Here is a 17,900-nt window from a genome sequence, read left to right as displayed (position 1 = left end):
TTGCTTTACGCCTCAATCGTTAATAGTGTTGACTTTTGTAATACCGGTTACCTGGAACATGTGCTGATAATTACCAGCTACCTGTCTTGCTTTCACACCCGGTGCCATGATCACGGCTATGTTTTTAAAGCTTACAGTATCGGGTAAAAACCATTTTTCCACATCGGCGCTCAGGTGAATGCAGGGCCGATTGCCGGCTGTGATAGTAACTGCCTGTGGAAATGGAAGTGATACATATTTCAGTACCTGGTCTTTGGATTTATAGCCGCCGGCATGAAACAAAAATTCCCTGGTAGGTGAAGCAATGGCCGTTGAATGTCCTTCTATCTGCGCCATGATATAGCCACTGTTCCAGGTCCAGAACATGCCGGTTTCTACCGACAATGCGCCTGATTGTACACCGCTCACGTTACGGATGCTGTCTACCCCAATCAGGAACCGGATGCGTTTATATTGCCCCGCAGGAACGTTGTCTAACCGTATTGTTTTAGCAGTATCTATGGCATCATCTACCAGGAAATAAGCAGGCGGTAAAACCACCGTATCACCACTGACAGACTCCAATGAAAAATTACTGAGGAAATAACGGAAACGGCTGATCGTAAAAGGTTCACCGGCAGCATTGATATAGGTTACCTGATTTCTTACCAGGGGTTGCTGGCCCATCATATGTTTGATGGATAATTGCATGGAAGAAGATGCCCGGCGGGTATCAGGAGATKTCTGCGCAAACAGGCTGTTTACCAGCAGGAACCAGCAAGCATAGGCAATAAAAATCCGCAAAACCATGGTGTCCTCTTTTGTGTAAGGAAGTTACATGTTTTTGCGGATTATGTATTAAAAAGAAATCAATTGATTAGATCCTCTTATAGCCTTTCCAGCCGTACAGGAATACGATGGCAAAGCAGAAAGTGGGAATGCCGTAAGAGACGGCCAGTGACTGCCATTCTGTTACAATACCCATTATGTAAGGTACGGAAGCACCACCAACAATAGACATTACCTGGAAGGAAGCGCCACGTTTGGTATGTTTTCCCAGATCTTTTACCCCCAACGCAAAAATGGTGGGGAACATAATAGACATAAAGAAGAAAACAGCGATTAACGCATATACAGACGCCGCACCGCTACCAGTCATTACAAAAGCACATAATACCACATTAATAAATGCATATAGTGCCAATAAGTGATTAGGGGCAATTTTACGCATCAACGCTGTACCCACAAAGCGGCCGCCCATGAATAACGCCATACCTACTGCTAACAGGTAAGATGCTTTTTCAGTGGTAATGCCATGCCAGTAAGCAGTTACATAGTTAATAAATAATGCGCCCACACCTACCTGTGCTGCCACATAAAAGAACTGCGCTACCACGCCCAGCACAAAATGCCGGTGAGCAAAAAGCGGACGGGTATCTTCCATTACCTCTTTTCCTTCCTGCTCGGCTTCTTTAATTTCCGGTAGAGGTGTTTTATAGAAGAAAGCAGCAATCAGCAAAACAACGATACCAATCACGATATAGGTCAGCTGCACGGTAGTCAGATCTCCTTTGCCACTACCGAAAAATAATTTACCGCCAATGATAGGTCCCAGAAAAGAACCCAGGCCATTAAAGCACTGTGATAAATTTAAACGTTGCTCAGAAGTTTCTTTAGCACCCAATACGGTTACATAAGGATTGGCAGCCGTTTCCAGACAAGCTAACCCACAGGCCAGTATAAATAATGCCAGCAAAAAGAAATCGAAATTAAGCGCACTGGCAGCCGGATAAAAGAGAAAGGCACCAATAGCATACAGCAACAAACCCAGGATAATTCCCTTCTTGTAACCGAATTTGTTCATGAACATACCTGCCGGCAATGCCATGAGGAAGTAAGCGCCAAAATAGGCCCCCTGTAATAATGTGGAACGCTTGGTCGTAATGTTCAATACTTCCTGGAAGTGCTTATTCAGCACATCCAGCAGACCATAGGCCAGGCCCCATAAAAAGAACAGGCTGGTTACTAAAATAAACGGGAACAGGTAGCTACCCGGTTTAACGCCGGTATCTTTACTGCTGGTATAGGTGGAATTACTTACTGCGCCTCCGGCCATAACGAAGAATTTAATGTTTCTGTGAATGTATATTGATAACGTGTGTTGGCTCTTTATCCTTAGCTGATGGATCTGTCGAGATGCGTGTAACCGCCATCTACGTATACTATTTGTCCGGTTGTATGTGATGAACGTGGTGATAGCAGAAATACAGTGGTGTTGGCTATTTCTGCAGAGGTAGTCATTCTTTTTTCGAATGGAATTTTGGCGGTAATGGAAGCCAGTTTCTCCTGTGGATTTGGTAAAGAGTTGATCCATGTTTCATACAGTGGCGTCCACACTTCAGCAGGAATCACGGTATTGATTCGTATGGAGTATGGCAGCATTTCTACCGCCCATTCGCGGGTCAATGCATTGATCGCTCCTTTGGAAGCTGCATAACCGCTGGTGTTACCCTGTCCGGTGCTGGCTACTTTAGATCCGATGTTTACAATGTTTCCTTTGGTAGCTTTCAGGTAAGGCAATGCAAAGTGAGCCAGGTTGTAGTAGTGGGATAAGTTATTCTGCAGTGACTGCATGAACTTTTCCGGGCTACCGCTTTCCAGACCTACGCCATCATTGGCACCGGCATTGTTCACCAGGCCATCAATTTTACCATACGTGGCTACAGTTTCAGCGATCACTTTTTTACAGTCTTCCACTTTCCCCAGTTCTGCAGTAATAGCGAGTGCTTTACCGCCGGCGGCGATAATTTCGTTCACTGTTTTTTCATTATCCGCTGTGCTTCTGCCGGCAATGACAGCAATGCCGCCTTCTGCCGTGATCAGTTTGGATATTGCTTCTCCAATTCCTTTGGCGCCACCGGTAACAATAATCACTTTCTCCTGTAATCCTAAATCCATAGTATGTATGATATTATTTTTTATAGATGATAAAATGAGCGCGCGTTTCCTCCCATTATCTGGTTTTGTTCTGTTGTTGATAAGGTGCTGATAAAATCTGTAACGATTCCTTTTACCTCGTGGTATTCCGCTGCCAGCAGGCATACGGGCCAGTCAGAACCATACAGCAATCTGTTTGCACCAAAAGCTTCAAGCGCCACTTCCAGGAATGGCCTGAAATGTGCCGGCTCCCACTGCTGCCAGTCAGCTTCTGTTACGAGGCCACTCAGCTTGCAATATACATGCGGCGACTGTGCAATGCGGCGCATATGTGCAGCCCATGTTGCCAGTTCACCGGCTTTTATATCCGGCTTGGCGAGATGATCTATGATCAGCGCCTGCTCCGGAAACTGCAATACAAATTCTTCTACTGCAGGTAACTGTTTCGGATATACGAGAATATCATAGGTAAACTGATGCTGCGATAACGCTTTGATACCACGGCAAAAATGTTCCCCCAGAATAAACCGGTTATCTTTTTCTCCCTGTACAATATGGCGGAAGCCTTTCAGCTTCGGATGTGCTGCATACTGTAACAGTTGTTCATTGATATTATCGGCGCGGAGGTCTATCCAGCCTACCACTCCTTTAATGATATCATGCTTTTCTGCGAGCGACAATAAAAAGGCGGTTTCATCTGCTGATTGATCTGCCTGTACGGCAATACAACCATGAACACCATTGTCTTCCAGCACCGGCGCCAGATGTTCCGGTAAAAAATCCCGGCGGATCACCTGCATGGAATCATCTATCCAGGCGTCGCGGACAGGCTCATATTGCCAGAAATGTTGGTGTGCGTCAATAACCATGTAAAGATTGAATTGAGAATTATGAATTAAGAATTACGAATTACGGATCTGTGGGTAGATATAAGCGACCTTCACTTTTGCTATCTCCGCACAGATCCGTAATTCGTAATTCCTAATTCGTAATTCATATCCTATAATGCAAAGATTTGATCCATAATAATCCACTTCTCTCCTTCTTTCGCTACCGGCAATGCCTGCTGGTATTTCCACATCAGCTGCTCCCATACCTGTACGGCAGGATTAGCGGCATCCATGGCATCTTTACGTTCAAAAGAGAAGGTATCGTCTACTTCCATGATCATAAACAGGCGGTTACCGGAACGGTAAATATCCATTACGGTAATACCACTGTCTGTGATACTCTTCTTAATTTCAGCAGATACGTTGCGGTGATACGCTTCATATTCGCTGATCAYCTGCGGGTCATCTACCAGGTCCAGTGCCAGACAATATCTTTTCATAATTACTATTTATATGCTACGGCTGTTTGTTTGGAAGTACCCAGGCCATCGATACCCAGTTCAATTACATCACCCGCTTTGAGGAATACCTGTGGATTCATACCCAGGCCCACACCGGCTGGTGTACCGGTAGAAATGATATCTCCCGGGAGCAGGGTCATAAACTGGCTCAGATAAGATACTACAAACGGAACATTGAAAATGAAGTTAGACGTGTTACCATCCTGCATCTTCTGGCCGTTAACGGTCAGCCATAAACGAAGATTGTTTACATCAGCTATTTCATCTTTGGTAGCCAGCCATGGACCCAGGGGAGCAAACGTATCGCAGCTTTTGCCCTTCACCCACTGACCACCTCTTTCGATCTGGAAAGCTCTTTCGCTATAGTCGTTATGCAAACAGTAACCAGCTACATAATCCAACGCATCTTTTTCTTCTACATAGCTGGCTTTTTTGCCGATAACTACTACCAGTTCTACTTCCCAGTCAGTCTTCTGACTGTTGCGTGGAATCACCAGGTCATCATTCGGACCTACCAGTGCGGAAGTGCTTTTAAAAAATACGATGGGTTCTGCCGGAATAGCCGCATTGGTTTCCCGGGCATGATCAGCGTAGTTAAGACCAATACAGATAATTTTGGATGGGCGCTGAAGAGGCGATCCCAAACGGGTACCGGCAGGCACCTGCGGGCATTCGCCGGCATGTGCGGAAAACCATTTGGACAGGCGGGCCAGTCCATCAGTGGCGAAGAATTTTTCTCCGAAATCTTCACCAAATGCACTTACGTCAAACATACCTGCATCTGTTACAACACCCGGTTTTTCTTCTCCCGGTAAACCAAACCTGATCAGTTTCATTTCAATATTTTTTTATTGTTAGTCTTACTTTATTTCTTTCAATGTTTTTACCTGCAATCTTCCGTTTTCCACATGCAGATCGATCACGGGTTCTGCTTTACCATCTGCTACAAAAGAGAAGTATACATGATCCACCTCTCCTGTTGGCTGGATCACTGCTTTAGATCCTTTGGGAACAGGCATATACATGCTTTTTCTGAACCCGCCATATTCTACATACAACTCTACGCTGTCTGGTGATGCATCGCGTTTAATTTCTGCAATAAAATCTGCCAGGATTTTTCCTGACTGGAAGTTCTTGCTGTACTTCTGCAGCATTTCACCACCTGCGGTTACTTTACCAAGCCCCATGGAATCTTCCATATAGCTCCAGATGCGCTTATCAGGAGAAGCAAACCATAATATTTTCAGATCGTTTTTTTCACTCACGGATGCGTGATAATAACGTGGCTGATGGTTCGCTTTCATCACCCCTATATAGCAACTGTTGGGTGCATCCCATAATACCTTGTAAAGGTCTGCATCCGCGGCGTTACTTAACAGGCTCTGTTCAAAGGTCTTTTCCTTTTCCTGACCATTTATTTTAAACTTAATGGTTACCTGCGCTGTATCTTTTTCACGGTCTTTAATCGTTACTGCTATTGTTCCTGCTGGTGTGGCTGGATGAACGGCTGCATCCGTTGTTGCGTTACCGTTAGCATTTTGATTCCCTGAATTACAAGCAGATAATACGGCTATTGCTGTTGCCAGCCCTACTCGAAAATGTTGCATGATGTAAGTAAAAATTAATGAATGAATAACTTGAAAGATACGGGTAATCGTCCGCACTTTGAAACGGTCATTACATTAATTATTGAGCCTGATAAATCCACCATCAATCGGATAGTCGGTACCGGTAATAAATCCGGCCTCATCGGAACACAGGAATAAAGCCAGATGACCCACTTCCACTGGCTTCGCCATACGGCCAATAGGTTGAGTTTTGCTCAGTTTTTCAAACATTTCTGCTTCTTTACCCGGATAGTTTTTAGCGATAAAACCATCTACAAATGGTGTATGCACCCTTGCCGGGGATACACAGTTGCAACGGATATTAGCGCCCAGGTAATCTTTCGCTACTGACAAGGTCATCGTCAGCACCGCGCCTTTACTCATGGAATAAGCCAGTCTGTCCGGTATGCCCACACTGGAAGCGATAGATGCTACGTTGAGGATCACACCGCCACCCTGTGCTTTCATTTGTTTAATAACTGCATACATACAGTTATAAGTACCTTTTACATTTACCTGGTATACCCTGTCGAAGTCCTGTTCGCCTGTATTTTCCAGGTTACCCACATGGGCAATACCTGCACAGTTTACGAGGATATCCAGTTTGCCGGCTGTTTTCACAATACTATCCATCACACCTATCACTGCGGCCTGGTCGGCTACATTGCAGGCATGCACAGTTGCCTCGCCACCTGCTGCCCTGATTTCTTCCGCCGTAGCTTTACCACCTTCCTCATTCAGCTCTATAATGTGCACCTGTGCACCCTGAGATCCAAATGTCTTCGCTATTGCCTGTCCTATACCGCTACCACCACCTGTGATAACTGCCACTTTATTATCTAATCTGAACAGTTCCATCATAAAAATTTTAAGGGTTCTAAAATACCTATTAATATAAGGTGATTGCAATTGTATTTTCACTGTATTTCATACTTTCTTGCCTAATTTTTGCAAAATTCAATAATTACGCAAGAATTTGGGCCTTTTTCCGGAATTTTAAGTCCATGAGAATATTCGGGATACTCACGCTCCTATGTGCCTTTTTAAGCCAGACCAGTGCACAAAAAATACCGGTTAATAAATACGGATTAGCTGTGCTCAGCACCCGGCAGCAATATGATCAGCTGATAAAAGCCGACAGTAATCAGCAGCTGGTGAACCTGGAACATTATATACCAGGCATTCAAAAAGACGTCCGGTATGCTACCACCAACAATTTCACCAAACAAAAGCTATATACCAAAACAGACATMTATATGCGGTTACCCGCCGCCAAAGCGCTGAAAGCCGTACAGGAAGTACTGCGTAAGAAAGGATATGGCCTGCTGATCTATGATGCCTACCGGCCTTATCACGTCACAGAAGCCATGTTTAAGATCGTTCCCAACGACCTCTATGCTGCCGACCCCAGGAAAGGATCGGGACATAACCGCGGCGTGGCGGTAGACCTGAGTATGGTAAACCTGAAAACAAATAAGCCCGTGGCTATGCCTACGGACTTCGATGACTTTACCTCAAAAGCACATCAGAACTATAACCCGGCAGATCCGGTGGTAGCAGCTAACCGCAAATTACTGCGGGATACGATGAAACAATTTGGCTTTAAAGGAAGTACCACAGAGTGGTGGCATTATTATCTTCCTGATTATAAAAAATATCCGCTGATGGATATCTTCTTCTAAAACTACCGGATAACAACGGTATCTGTCCGGTTCGGAACACCCTCCCATTTAAGGTAGTAGGTACCTGCATCGGGGGGAATAAATACATAAGTTTTGGATAGCGTCACCGTCATCGCCGGGCAGGTAGTACAGGCATTGAAAACCGATTCCGCTTTTATGGTAACAACGTTGCCCGTCTTTGACTCCACCATCTTATTAATAGAATAGCAACTGCTGCCCAACGTGCAGGCCACATCAAAGAAAGCCCCATCCTGCCCCCGTACACCGGATGCAGAAGTACCCATATACCGCACACTCTTGATATTAGTTAATTGATATTGTGAACAACTGTCTCCTCCTTTTTTACAGGCAGGGAAGATCAGCAACACCAGGAAGAGTATAAGCACCGTTCTCATCAGCCGAAAGTATTATTATCAAGTAGAACGGGCTGTAGGGGTAAAAGTTACTGAGGGGAATATGAATTTAGTGTTACCCGCATGAGCAACACTATCTTCCTATTCCCCCCTGCGATCTTTTTTCTAGTATATCTTATTCAATGCATCCACATAGGCGTGTACAGAAGCGTTCACGATGTCTGTGGATATGCCGAAGCCATAATAGGATTGTCCGTTATGCTTTACGCGCATATTCACTTTGCTCACATCATCACTACCTCCGCGCATAGACTGTATATTAAATTCATCCAGTTCAATATCGTCTTTGATGATATTGTGGATAGCGTTGATAGTAGCATTTACCGGACCATTACCTGCGGCACTGGCTTCTCTTTCTTCGCCGTTGATGCGCAGCTTCACGGTAGCCATGGGGCGCAGCGGATCACCGCAAACCACCTGCAGTAATACTACCTTAATGGCGTTTTCTTCATATGTTTTGGCATCTCCATCGCCCATCAGTTCCAGCAGATCGGCATCACTGATTTCCTTTTTGGTATCGGCCATCAGCAGGAAACGCTCGTACACTTCGTCCACGTTTACGCGTTCCAGGTTATAGCCCAGGCGGGAAAGGTGATGTTTCAGCGCATGACGTCCGCTGCGGGCAGTCAGGATAATAGAGTTGGAATTGATCCCTACGTCTTCCGGATTCAGGATCTCGTAGTTTTCGCGGTGTTTCAGCACCCCATCCTGGTGAATACCGGAGCTATGCGCAAATGCGTTACGGCCCACAATAGCTTTGTTAGGCTGTACCGGCATGTGCATCATTGTTTCTACCAGGWTACTGATTTCGTAAATTCCTTTTGAATTGATCTGGGTATGATAGCCCAGCGCATGATGCGTTTTCAGGATCATCGCTACTTCTTCCAGGGAGGTGTTACCGGCACGTTCGCCGATACCGTTAATCGTACACTCTACCTGGCGTGCGCCATTGATTACACCGGCAATGGTGTTGGCAGTAGCCAGACCTAGGTCGTTGTGGCAATGCACAGAGATAATCGCTTTATCGATATTGGATACGTGATCTACCAGGTATTTGATCTTAGCGCCATACTGATCCGGCAGGCAATAGCCATTGGTATCAGGAATGTTGACGGTGGTGGCACCGGCAGCAATAACGGCTTCGATCATACGGGCCAGGTATTCGTTGTCTGCGCGGCCTGCATCTTCTGCATAAAATTCTATATCATCCGTAAACTTGCGGGCATACTTTACAGCAGCTACTGCACGCTCCAGTATCTCGTCACGGGTACTGTTGAATTTATATTTGATGTGCATATCGGAAGACCCGATGCCGGTATGTATACGACCACGTTTTGCAAAACGTAATGCGTCAGCGGCTGCATCTATATCTTTGGTATTGGCACGGGTTAATGCACAAATAACCGGTTCTGTAACAGCTTTGGAAATTTCCACCACGCTCTGAAAATCGCCGGGGCTGGAGATGGGGAAACCTGCTTCTATAATATCTACGCCTAATGCTTCGAGTTTCTTTGCTACTTCAATTTTTTCTACGGTAGTCAGCTGACAGCCGGGGACCTGTTCTCCATCACGCAAGGTGGTATCAAAGACGTATACACGATTTTTATCCATGATAAGTGTAATAATTTTATTGAATGATTAATTCAGATTCTCTAATACTTTGGCACCCATAGCGTCTGTACCCATCACGAAATCGTTCACAATATGTTTGTTAGCGATATCCATGGTCCTGTAACCCTGTCTGAGTGTAGCTTCCACTGCTTTAATCACTCTTTGTGATTCTGTTTTCAGGCCAAAAGAAATATCCAGCATGAGGGCAGCAGATAAGATAGAGGCCAGCGGGTTGGCGATGCCTTTACCAGCAATATCATGTGCAGAGCCGTGAATAGGCTCGTAGAAACCGATACTGTCACCCACAGAGGCAGAAGCCAGCATACCCATAGAACCCGCTATCTGAGAAGCTTCGTCTGTAAGGATATCACCGAACAGGTTACCGGTAACGACTACATCAAAGCGTTTAGGATCTTTGATCAGTTGCATAGCGGCATTGTCGATGAACATATGTTCTGTTTCCACGTCCGGATATTCTTTCGCAATTTCCTGTACCACTTCTCTCCAGAGACGGCTGGCTTCCAGTACGTTTGCTTTATCCACAGAGCACAGCTTTTTGCGGCGGGAACGTGCTGCTTCATAGGCTTTGCGGGCAATACGTTCTACTTCATAGCGGTGATAAATCATCAGATCGGAAGCCGTATTGCGGTCGGCGGTTCTGATCTTTTCGCCAAAATATACATCACCGGTCAACTCCCGGAAGAAGAGGATATCTGCACCACGTAATATTTCGGGCTTAATGCTGGATGCTTCCAGCAGTTCATCAAATAATTTTATCGGGCGAAGATTGGCGTACAATCCCAGTTCTTTCCTGATCTTCAGCAATCCCTGCTCTGGTCTTACTTTCAGTGTAGGATCGTTGTCATATTTAGCATGACCGATAGCACCAAACAGGATCGCATCTGAATTTCTTGCTTTCTGCAATGTCTCTTCCGGTAGGGGATCTCCGGTAGCTTCAATGGCTACGTGTCCCATGATACCTTCTTCGAAGGTGAAAGTGTGATGATAGTTTTTTGCAATGGTCATCAGCACTTTCTGGCCCCATGCTGTCACTTCCTGTCCGATCCCATCGCCGGGTATTACTAGTATTTTCTTCTCAACGCCCATATAGCTTTTAGAATTTAGCTTTTAGCTTTTAGTCCTTAGCGGATACTCCGGTAAAGATTGTTAGAAATTAAATGGTCTTGTGGATTCGTATTGTTCAATTTCCTGACGGAGACTGAGCAGGTAATCAATATCATCGTAGCCGTTCAGCAGGCATGTTTTTTTATACTGATTGATATCAAAGCTTTCTTTTTCGCCACTGCCCACGATTTTAATAAACTGGTTGTCGAGGTCTACTTCCAGTTCAGCGTTGGGATTGGCTTCTATGGCTTTAAAAATTTTATCCAGGAAGTCATCAGATACCTGTACCGGCAGAATGAAGTTATTGAGGGCGTTATTTTTGAAGATGTCTGCAAAAAAACTACTCACTACTACCTTAAAACCGGCATCTGCAATGGCCCAGGCAGCGTGTTCACGGGAGGAGCCACAACCGAAGTTTTTACCTGCTACCAGAATCTTACCACTGTAGAGAGGATTGTTCAGTACAAAGTCAGCTTTAGGTGTATTGTCGGCATTATAGCGCCAGTCACGAAACAGGTTTTCGCCAAAACCATCCCTGGTAGTAGCTTTCAGGAAGCGTGCCGGGATGATCTGATCTGTATCTATATTTTCGATGGGTACAGGTACCGCAGGTGAAACGAGGTGTTGAAATATTTTACTCATGATGAATTTTACTGTTTAAATTTTTGTGGCAGCTACACGTAAGCGGACATAGTCGGCATACAGATCTCCGTCTCTCATCAGCTTCGGGGCCAGCTCGTGCTGTACCTGCTGCAGGATGGCACCTTTATCCTTTTCCGGAACGCCGGCAAAAAAGTGACCACCAAACATCTCCAGCCAGTCGCTGATGCCCGTTTCCGGGTCTACCAGTTTGGACGGGCGATCAAAGAAGTGTACCCGGTCTATTTTAAATCCTGCCTTTTCCAGCAGGGTAATATATTCTGCGGGAGAAGGGAAATACCAGAATGGTTCGTAGGTATATCCCCGTTGTTGCATGGCTTTTTCCAGTGCAGTCAGAATACGCTGTACATTGCCTTTACCGCCCATTTCAATCACCAATCTGCCGCCCTTTTTCAGATGTGTATACATCCTTGCTATCGCCTTTTCTTTTTCACGTACCCAGTGCAGCGTTGCATTCGAGAAGATGCCATCAAACTGTTGCGGTAAGGCAAACGTGGTAGCATCCGCCACGGCAAAAGCTACTTCCGGGTAATGAGCGCTGGCGCTTTCTATCATCGCTGCAGAAGCATCTATGCCAGTAACGATTGCCCCTTTCTGCGCCAGTTGGGCCGTTAGTTCGCCGGTGCCACAACCCAGGTCCAGTATGGCTTCTCCGGCCTGCGGCTGCAGCCAGTCAATCAGGCTGTTACCATATTCAAACACGAAGGCATGTTTCTCTTTATATAAGTCTGCGTTCCATTGATCCATATAGCTTTTAGCTTTTAGCAGTTAGCTGTTAGTGTTTCTTCAACTGGTGTGTGACAGGCACGTCATGTTTCTTTGATACTGTCCGGGGAAGCTTGTTAGCTAAAAGCTAATGGCTATCAGCTAATAGCTCTCTTACATCTGTTACCTTACCGGTAATCGCAGCAGCTGCAGCGGTAAGCGGGCTTGCCAGGAAGGTGCGGGCATTGGGGCCCTGACGACCTTCGAAGTTACGGTTAGAGGTAGAGATGCAATACATGCCGGCAGGCACCTTGTCTTCGTTCATGGCCAGGCAGGCCGAGCAACCTGGTTCACGTAGCTGAAAACCTGCTGCCGCGAAGATCTTATCAATCCCTTCTTCCATGGCCTGTGCTTCTACCTGTTTAGATCCCGGTACAATCCATACCACTACATCATCTGCTTTATGTCTGCCTTTCACGAAATCTGCTACCAGGCGTAAATCTTCAATACGGGAGTTGGTACAGCTGCCAATGAAAACGTAGTCCACTTTTTTACCCAGCAGTTCTGCGCCGGGTTCCAGGTCCATATATTCCAGTGATTTTTTGAAAGAAGGTCTTTCTTTCTCCTCCAGTTGATCCAGGGAAGGAATGTGGCGGGTAACGCCCATGCCCATACCCGGGTTCGTGCCATAGGTAATCTGCGGTTCTATGTCGGCGGCGTCGAAGGTGAGTATCTTGTCAAATTCGGCGTCCTGATCGGAATACAACGTTTTCCAGAAGGCGAGAGACTGATCCCAGTCGGCTCCTTTAGGTGCAAATTCCCGGCCTTTGATATAATCGAAGGTGGTATCATCCGGTGCAATCAATCCTCCACGTGCGCCCATTTCGATGCTCATGTTGCAGATGGTCATGCGTGCTTCCATACTGAGACTCCGGATCGCTTCTCCTGCATATTCCACAAAGTAGCCGGTAGCACCGGAAGCGGATATTTTAGAGATAATGTATAGAATAATGTCTTTAGAGAGTACGCCTTTGCCCAGCTGGCCGTTCACTTCAATCTTCATCCGCTTAGGCTTGTATTGCAGGATACACTGGGTAGCCAGTACCTGTTCTACTTCTGAGGTGCCGATACCAAAAGCTACAGCGCCAAAAGCGCCATGAGTGCTGGTATGGCTGTCGCCACATACGATGGTCATGCCTGGCAGGGTGATGCCCAGCTCAGGCCCTATCACGTGCACAATGCCCTGGAACCGGTGGCCCAGACCATACAGTTCTACGCCGAATTCCGAAGTATTCTTAGTCAGCATTTCCACCTGCTGGCGGCTTAATGTTTCTTTAATGGGCTGGTCCTGGTGCAGGGTAGGTACGTTGTGATCCGCTGTGGCCCTGGTTTTAGCGGGACGAAATACGGGGATACCACGTTTACGTAGTCCGTCAAATGCCTGGGGGCTGGTTACCTCGTGAATAAAGTGCGTGTTGATATACACGGCATCGGGATGCCCCGGCTTACTCACCACGATGTGGCCATCCCAGATTTTATCAAATAACGTTTTTCCCATCCTTTTGCTTCCTTTTAGAATTGTTTATACCTTCAAATCTAACGGTCATTAATTAATTGCCATATCGTTAAATTTGCTTTAATTACAACCTTTAACAGCCCTAGATATACATTAATATATTGTTTATCAGTCATTTACAAGATTTTAATAACGATGCCCAACAGTCAAAGTGACGCCTTATTCATATTAATAAAAACACTAACCAAAGCGGAAAAGCGCAATTTTCAGCTGGCGTTCAATAAAAACAACACCAAGGAAGACGTACTATTCATCCAGCTTTTCACCACCCTGGACAAAATGAAGGAGTACGATGAGGAACAGATATTAAAGAAAATCACAGATATCAAAAAACAACAGCTGTCTAACGTAAAAGCACATCTTTACAAACACCTGTTGTCCAGTTTGCGGCAGTTATATAAACAAAAAGACCCACTCATCGACCTCCGGGAACAACTGGATCATGCGCGGGTACTTTACAACAAAGGGTTGTACAACCAGAGTCTGAAAATACTGGCCAAGGCCAAAACAATGGCACTGGAGCAGGAAGAGGTGATGCTGACGTATGAAATCGTGGAGTTTGAAAAACTGATTGAGTCCCGCCATATCACCCGCAGCCTGGAAAACCGCGCGGAGGTGCTCAGCGCAGAATCAAGACAGATAGAGCAACAGCTCACCAACATCAGCCGCCTTTCCACCCTTTCCCTTCGTATGTATGGATTGTACCTGAAACTGGGGCATGCCCGTAATGAACGCGATGGTGAAATGGTGAAGTCATTTTTCGAAAGTCAGCTGCCGGCATTACAACACGCTCATATGAGCTTCTACGAGAAAGTATATATGTACCAGGCATCCAGCTGGTATTACTATATTTTGCAGGACTTTGTGATGTACTACCGTTACACCCAGAAATGGGTGGACCTGTTCCGCAAATATCCTTCCCTGCAGCAAACGGACATGGACCTGTATATCAAAGCGCAGCATAACCTGCTGACCGCACATTTCTACACATCCAATTCTGAAAAGTTCAAGTCAGCCCTGCAGGACCTGGAAGATTTTATTCAGGCAAACCAGGACAACTTTCACGAAAACACACGCACCTCTGCTTTTGTATATTTATATACGGCCAAAATAAATCGATACTTCCTGGAAGGCACATTCAGTCAGGGTTTGGCGATGGTACCGGAACTGGAAACAGAGATCAGTAATCATACACTGAAAATAGATCAGCACCGGGTGCTGGTATTCTATTATAAGATAGCCTGTTTGTACTTTGGTAGCGGAGATAACAGTAAAGCCATTGTCTATCTCAATAAAATCATTAACCTGAAAATTGGTAACCTGCGGGCAGATATACAATGCTTTGCCCGCATCCTGCACCTGATTGCCCATTATGAACTGGAAAATTACAGCCTGGTAGAATACCTGATTAAATCCGTGTATCATTTCATTTCCAAACATAAAGATCTTGGGCTGGTAATGGAAGAAATCATGAAGTTTTTACGCCGGTATATTTATGCCAATCCAAAAGCATTGCGCAATGCATTCGTAGACCTGAAACAAAGGCTGGAACAGATTTCGCAGGACCCTTACGAACGCCGTTCCTTTCTTTACCTGGATATTATTTCCTGGCTGGAAAGTAAAATTGAAAGTATCCCGGTACAGGAAGTAATTCACCGCAAATTTGTGAATAAAGAGAAACGGATATAGATACTTTTTTCTCGAGGGGAAAATCTATATTAGCGGACATAAATCTATGATCATATGTCCGTTGACAAAGAATACCATTTTGTTGCCATTTCCGGCAGTCTCCGCAAAGGTTCCTATAACACCATGGCGCTGAAAGCGCTGCAGCAGCATGCTCCTTCTCATATTAAAATTGAGCAGCTGCATTTCGATAATATCCCTTTTTATAATGCGGATCTGCATACAGAACAATTACCGGAAGAAGTGGTGCCGCTGGTAAAAAAGATTAAAGATTCAGATGGAGTGATCATTGTTTCTCCGGAATATAACTACTCTATTCCCGGTGCGCTGAAAAACTTCATAGACGTGGTGTCCAGGCATCCCGACAAACCATTCAGTGAAAAAGCGGTGGCTATTATGGGGGCGTCGCAGGGGCAGATAGGTACAGCCAGGATGCAATATCATTTACGGCAGGTGATGGTATTTTTGAATGCTTACGTGATCAACAAGCCAGAGATTATGATTGGGCATGCGCAAAACAAATTTGATGCATCCGGTAATCTCACCGATGAATTTATCGGTAAACAATTACCGTTGTTACTGGAATCGCTCGCAAAGCTGAGTGATAAAATGTCATCAGGAATTTAATTCTATATAAGGTTCATACTGACGATATTTTTTAAAGAATATAATGGCCGATGCTGCCTGTAACAACAGGATAGCCGGCCATTCGTAATGTCCGAGGATCATGAATAATACAATGAAAGAAGTGAGCAGGGTATATCTTACATGTACTTCAGGATTCATCTTCGGAAAAAACAACAGAGTACGGAATAAGATGAGCAATGATAATGCGGTAGCAAAAACAGTAACAAGTCCCATCGCCGATGTTTTCGTATAGGCGTTCACTGTAATCATGACCATCTCCGGTAAAAACATAATAACATATACACCGATCAGCCGCAGATAATGTGTGTGTAATGGGGTAGGCAGATTTTCCATGAAATTGAGATAGGTATCATCAAAAGCACGGTGGTGTACCATTAGCTGCATATGTGCGAGTACACTGATCATCACACCGATCTGCAATCCACGCAGGTCGAAATACTCTCCCTGTCGCATGATCAGAAAAGTAAGCCATAATACGGCGGCAGAAAACAGCTTGGTGCTCACAATGCGCCGGGGGAAATTAGTGAACAGTTCGTACAGGAAAAACAGTACTGGTGGTTTGGTGAAATGCTTGTTGAGCCAGCGTTGCAGGTGGCCGGTAAAAAAGATGATATCCGGCTGTGCGAGCTTTCTTTCATATAACGCCAACGGCCATATGCAGTTGGCGATATTGAGTATCACGATCAGGACGGCAGGTATATAGTAATGTTGTTGTATGGCTACCAGAAGTGCAATGCCTGCGTATATCAGTACGGGCATATAGATAGCGGTGTGTAACAGGAACCAGATACGTATACGGGCGGGTTTATGAATGCTGCCCATAGTAGGGAATAAAAAATCATATCCCTGCAATTGAAATGTTTTCAGGATAAACCCGCTGCATTTCAATGCGTAGGCAGTCCATAGCAGGAATACCAGGAAAAGGAAAGTATAATTTCCCAGGAATCCGAGCATTATTCCTTTATGATAGGCTAAAAGGTTAGCCCCGTTGACGATGCCGAACAGGCCATAAAATAATACCAGGAAAAATCCGGTATTCTGAATATAAAACCTTTGGGTAAATATTTTACTGAGTATTGCCGAAGTGGAACGCATATTAACTGAGCGTAATGTTTTTGTGAGCTACTTTCAGTGTGCCCGTTACCGTTAATTCTTCCGCATCCAGTGGCTGGTGGGAAGTGATGCAAAAAGAAACGCCGTTATTGCTATAGGTACGGATCAGGTCATACAATATGGCAAGTGCCCGGGTATCGATGGTGATCAGTGGTTCATCCAGCAGGATCAGGGCGGGGTTGCCGGTGAAGGCCAGGAGCAGCGACAGCTTCTTGAGCATGCCACTGGAGTAGCTGCTTACGGGGTTATTAACAAAGATATCCACACCCAGTCTTTCGCCGATCTCCCGGATTTCGTCCCTGTTGCCTCCTTTGGTATGGAGGTAAAGCTCCAGTAAGTCACGCCCGGTAAGGAAAGAAGGGTATAATGGCTCTGCTTCTGCGTAGTTGATGAGGCGGCGGAACTGGACCGGGTGTTCCCGGCTGCTCACATTACCCTGGAGTACTATTTCTCCTTTAAAAGGGATCAAACCCGCCATCACCTTCATACAGGTGGTTTTGCCCGCCCCATTTTCGCCCTGCAGCCAATAGATGCCGGCAGGCAGTTCCAGTCGGGCAATATCCAGGATGGGTACATCCTGGTAGTTCTTTTTGACAGCGTTTAGGGCAATAACCGGTTCGGGCATACGTAATAGCTTAAAATGTAAATATGAAAAATTAACGCATATATATACACTATGCAGGCGCTTTTTAACAAATATTTTTTTCAGGGCCTTTTTTGGGTTGAAGTTCATGCGGTTAGCGGCAACAGGGAAAAAAATGTCATATATGCCAGTATCTGAGCAGGTGCATTTCACATGCGAATGAT

Annotated in this window: 19 protein-coding genes; 3 read left to right on the top strand and 16 right to left on the bottom strand. The window is 45.4% G+C overall.

Annotation, left to right across the window (positions count from 1 at the left end; translation table 11 throughout):
* Window positions 1-12: 12 nt before the first annotated feature.
* The 8 genes from AC1DCV_RS29840 to AC1DCV_RS29805 form a co-directional block, all read right to left on the bottom strand.
* Window positions 13-789 (bottom strand): MbnP family protein, encoded by a 777-nt coding sequence (locus AC1DCV_RS29840; protein WP_477026588.1) that lies wholly within the window; start codon window positions 787-789, stop codon window positions 13-15.
* 67 nt (window positions 790-856) lie between these two features.
* Entirely contained in the window at window positions 857-2,095 is a 1,239-nt protein-coding gene (locus AC1DCV_RS29835) for a sugar MFS transporter (protein ID WP_477026587.1), read from the bottom strand.
* A gap of 59 nt (window positions 2,096-2,154) precedes the next feature.
* The gene (locus tag AC1DCV_RS29830; protein WP_477026586.1) at window positions 2,155-2,937 is read right to left on the bottom strand and encodes an L-fucose dehydrogenase; all 783 of its coding nucleotides are present in this window, start codon (window positions 2,935-2,937) and stop codon (window positions 2,155-2,157) included.
* Window positions 2,938-2,957: 20 nt separating this feature from the next.
* Entirely contained in the window at window positions 2,958-3,785 is an 828-nt protein-coding gene (locus AC1DCV_RS29825) for an amidohydrolase family protein (RefSeq protein WP_477026585.1), read from the bottom strand.
* 131 nt (window positions 3,786-3,916) lie between these two features.
* The gene (locus AC1DCV_RS29820) at window positions 3,917-4,246 is read right to left on the bottom strand and encodes an L-rhamnose mutarotase (RefSeq protein ID WP_477026584.1); all 330 of its coding nucleotides are present in this window, start codon (window positions 4,244-4,246) and stop codon (window positions 3,917-3,919) included.
* Window positions 4,247-4,251: 5 nt separating this feature from the next.
* Window positions 4,252-5,103, bottom strand: a complete 852-nt coding sequence (locus AC1DCV_RS29815) for a fumarylacetoacetate hydrolase family protein (RefSeq protein WP_477026583.1) — start codon at window positions 5,101-5,103, stop codon at window positions 4,252-4,254.
* A 24-nt stretch (window positions 5,104-5,127) separates the two neighbouring features.
* On the bottom strand, window positions 5,128-5,874 hold the full coding sequence (locus tag AC1DCV_RS29810; protein WP_477026582.1) for a hypothetical protein: 747 nt from the start codon (window positions 5,872-5,874) through the stop codon (window positions 5,128-5,130).
* A 75-nt stretch (window positions 5,875-5,949) separates the two neighbouring features.
* The gene (locus AC1DCV_RS29805) at window positions 5,950-6,735 is read right to left on the bottom strand and encodes an SDR family NAD(P)-dependent oxidoreductase (RefSeq protein ID WP_477026581.1); all 786 of its coding nucleotides are present in this window, start codon (window positions 6,733-6,735) and stop codon (window positions 5,950-5,952) included.
* Between the two features lie 143 nt (window positions 6,736-6,878).
* Here AC1DCV_RS29805 and AC1DCV_RS29800 point away from each other — a divergent pair, with 143 nt between their 5' ends.
* Window positions 6,879-7,556 carry a M15 family metallopeptidase gene (locus AC1DCV_RS29800; protein WP_477026580.1) on the top strand — a complete coding sequence of 226 codons (678 nt, stop codon included), beginning with the start codon at window positions 6,879-6,881 and terminating at the stop codon, window positions 7,554-7,556.
* Window positions 7,557-7,558: 2 nt separating this feature from the next.
* On the opposite strand, the gene AC1DCV_RS29795 is transcribed toward AC1DCV_RS29800, so the two are convergent.
* The 6 genes from AC1DCV_RS29795 to leuC all read right to left on the bottom strand — a co-directional run bounded on the left by AC1DCV_RS29795 (window position 7,559) and on the right by leuC (window position 13,628).
* Window positions 7,559-7,951: a hypothetical protein gene (locus tag AC1DCV_RS29795; RefSeq protein WP_477026579.1), complete on the bottom strand. Its 393-nt coding sequence runs from the start codon at window positions 7,949-7,951 to the stop codon at window positions 7,559-7,561.
* A gap of 123 nt (window positions 7,952-8,074) precedes the next feature.
* Window positions 8,075-9,580, bottom strand: a complete 1,506-nt coding sequence (locus AC1DCV_RS29790) for a 2-isopropylmalate synthase (protein WP_477026578.1) — start codon at window positions 9,578-9,580, stop codon at window positions 8,075-8,077.
* A 27-nt stretch (window positions 9,581-9,607) separates the two neighbouring features.
* On the bottom strand, window positions 9,608-10,687 hold the full coding sequence (leuB, locus tag AC1DCV_RS29785; protein ID WP_441577322.1) for a 3-isopropylmalate dehydrogenase: 1,080 nt from the start codon (window positions 10,685-10,687) through the stop codon (window positions 9,608-9,610).
* Between the two features lie 60 nt (window positions 10,688-10,747).
* A complete protein-coding gene (gene leuD, locus AC1DCV_RS29780; protein WP_477026577.1) occupies window positions 10,748-11,347 on the bottom strand; it encodes a 3-isopropylmalate dehydratase small subunit in 600 nt (199 codons plus the stop codon).
* A gap of 15 nt (window positions 11,348-11,362) precedes the next feature.
* A complete protein-coding gene (locus AC1DCV_RS29775) occupies window positions 11,363-12,112 on the bottom strand; it encodes a class I SAM-dependent methyltransferase (RefSeq protein WP_477026576.1) in 750 nt (249 codons plus the stop codon).
* Between the two features lie 106 nt (window positions 12,113-12,218).
* The gene (gene leuC / locus AC1DCV_RS29770) at window positions 12,219-13,628 is read right to left on the bottom strand and encodes a 3-isopropylmalate dehydratase large subunit (RefSeq protein WP_477026575.1); all 1,410 of its coding nucleotides are present in this window, start codon (window positions 13,626-13,628) and stop codon (window positions 12,219-12,221) included.
* A 153-nt stretch (window positions 13,629-13,781) separates the two neighbouring features.
* Between leuC and AC1DCV_RS29765 the strand changes: the two genes are divergently transcribed.
* Window positions 13,782-15,335, top strand: a complete 1,554-nt coding sequence (locus tag AC1DCV_RS29765; RefSeq protein ID WP_477026574.1) for a hypothetical protein — start codon at window positions 13,782-13,784, stop codon at window positions 15,333-15,335.
* 54 nt (window positions 15,336-15,389) lie between these two features.
* Window positions 15,390-15,959: an NADPH-dependent FMN reductase gene (locus AC1DCV_RS29760; RefSeq protein WP_477026573.1), complete on the top strand. Its 570-nt coding sequence runs from the start codon at window positions 15,390-15,392 to the stop codon at window positions 15,957-15,959.
* On the opposite strand, the gene AC1DCV_RS29755 is transcribed toward AC1DCV_RS29760, so the two are convergent.
* Both AC1DCV_RS29755 and AC1DCV_RS29750 read right to left on the bottom strand, forming a co-directional pair.
* Window positions 15,948-17,075, bottom strand: coding sequence for a hypothetical protein (locus tag AC1DCV_RS29755; RefSeq protein WP_477026572.1), 1,128 nt, complete (start codon window positions 17,073-17,075; stop codon window positions 15,948-15,950). The two genes, AC1DCV_RS29760 and AC1DCV_RS29755, sit on opposite strands and share 12 nt — an antisense overlap.
* A 1-nt stretch (window position 17,076) precedes the next feature.
* The gene (locus AC1DCV_RS29750; RefSeq protein ID WP_477026571.1) at window positions 17,077-17,718 is read right to left on the bottom strand and encodes an ABC transporter ATP-binding protein; all 642 of its coding nucleotides are present in this window, start codon (window positions 17,716-17,718) and stop codon (window positions 17,077-17,079) included.
* Between the last annotated feature and the right edge of the window lie 182 nt (window positions 17,719-17,900).

The sequence above is a fragment of the Chitinophaga sp. 10T418 genome, from assembly GCF_056394125.1.
This window is presented reverse-complemented; position numbering and strand designations above follow the sequence as displayed.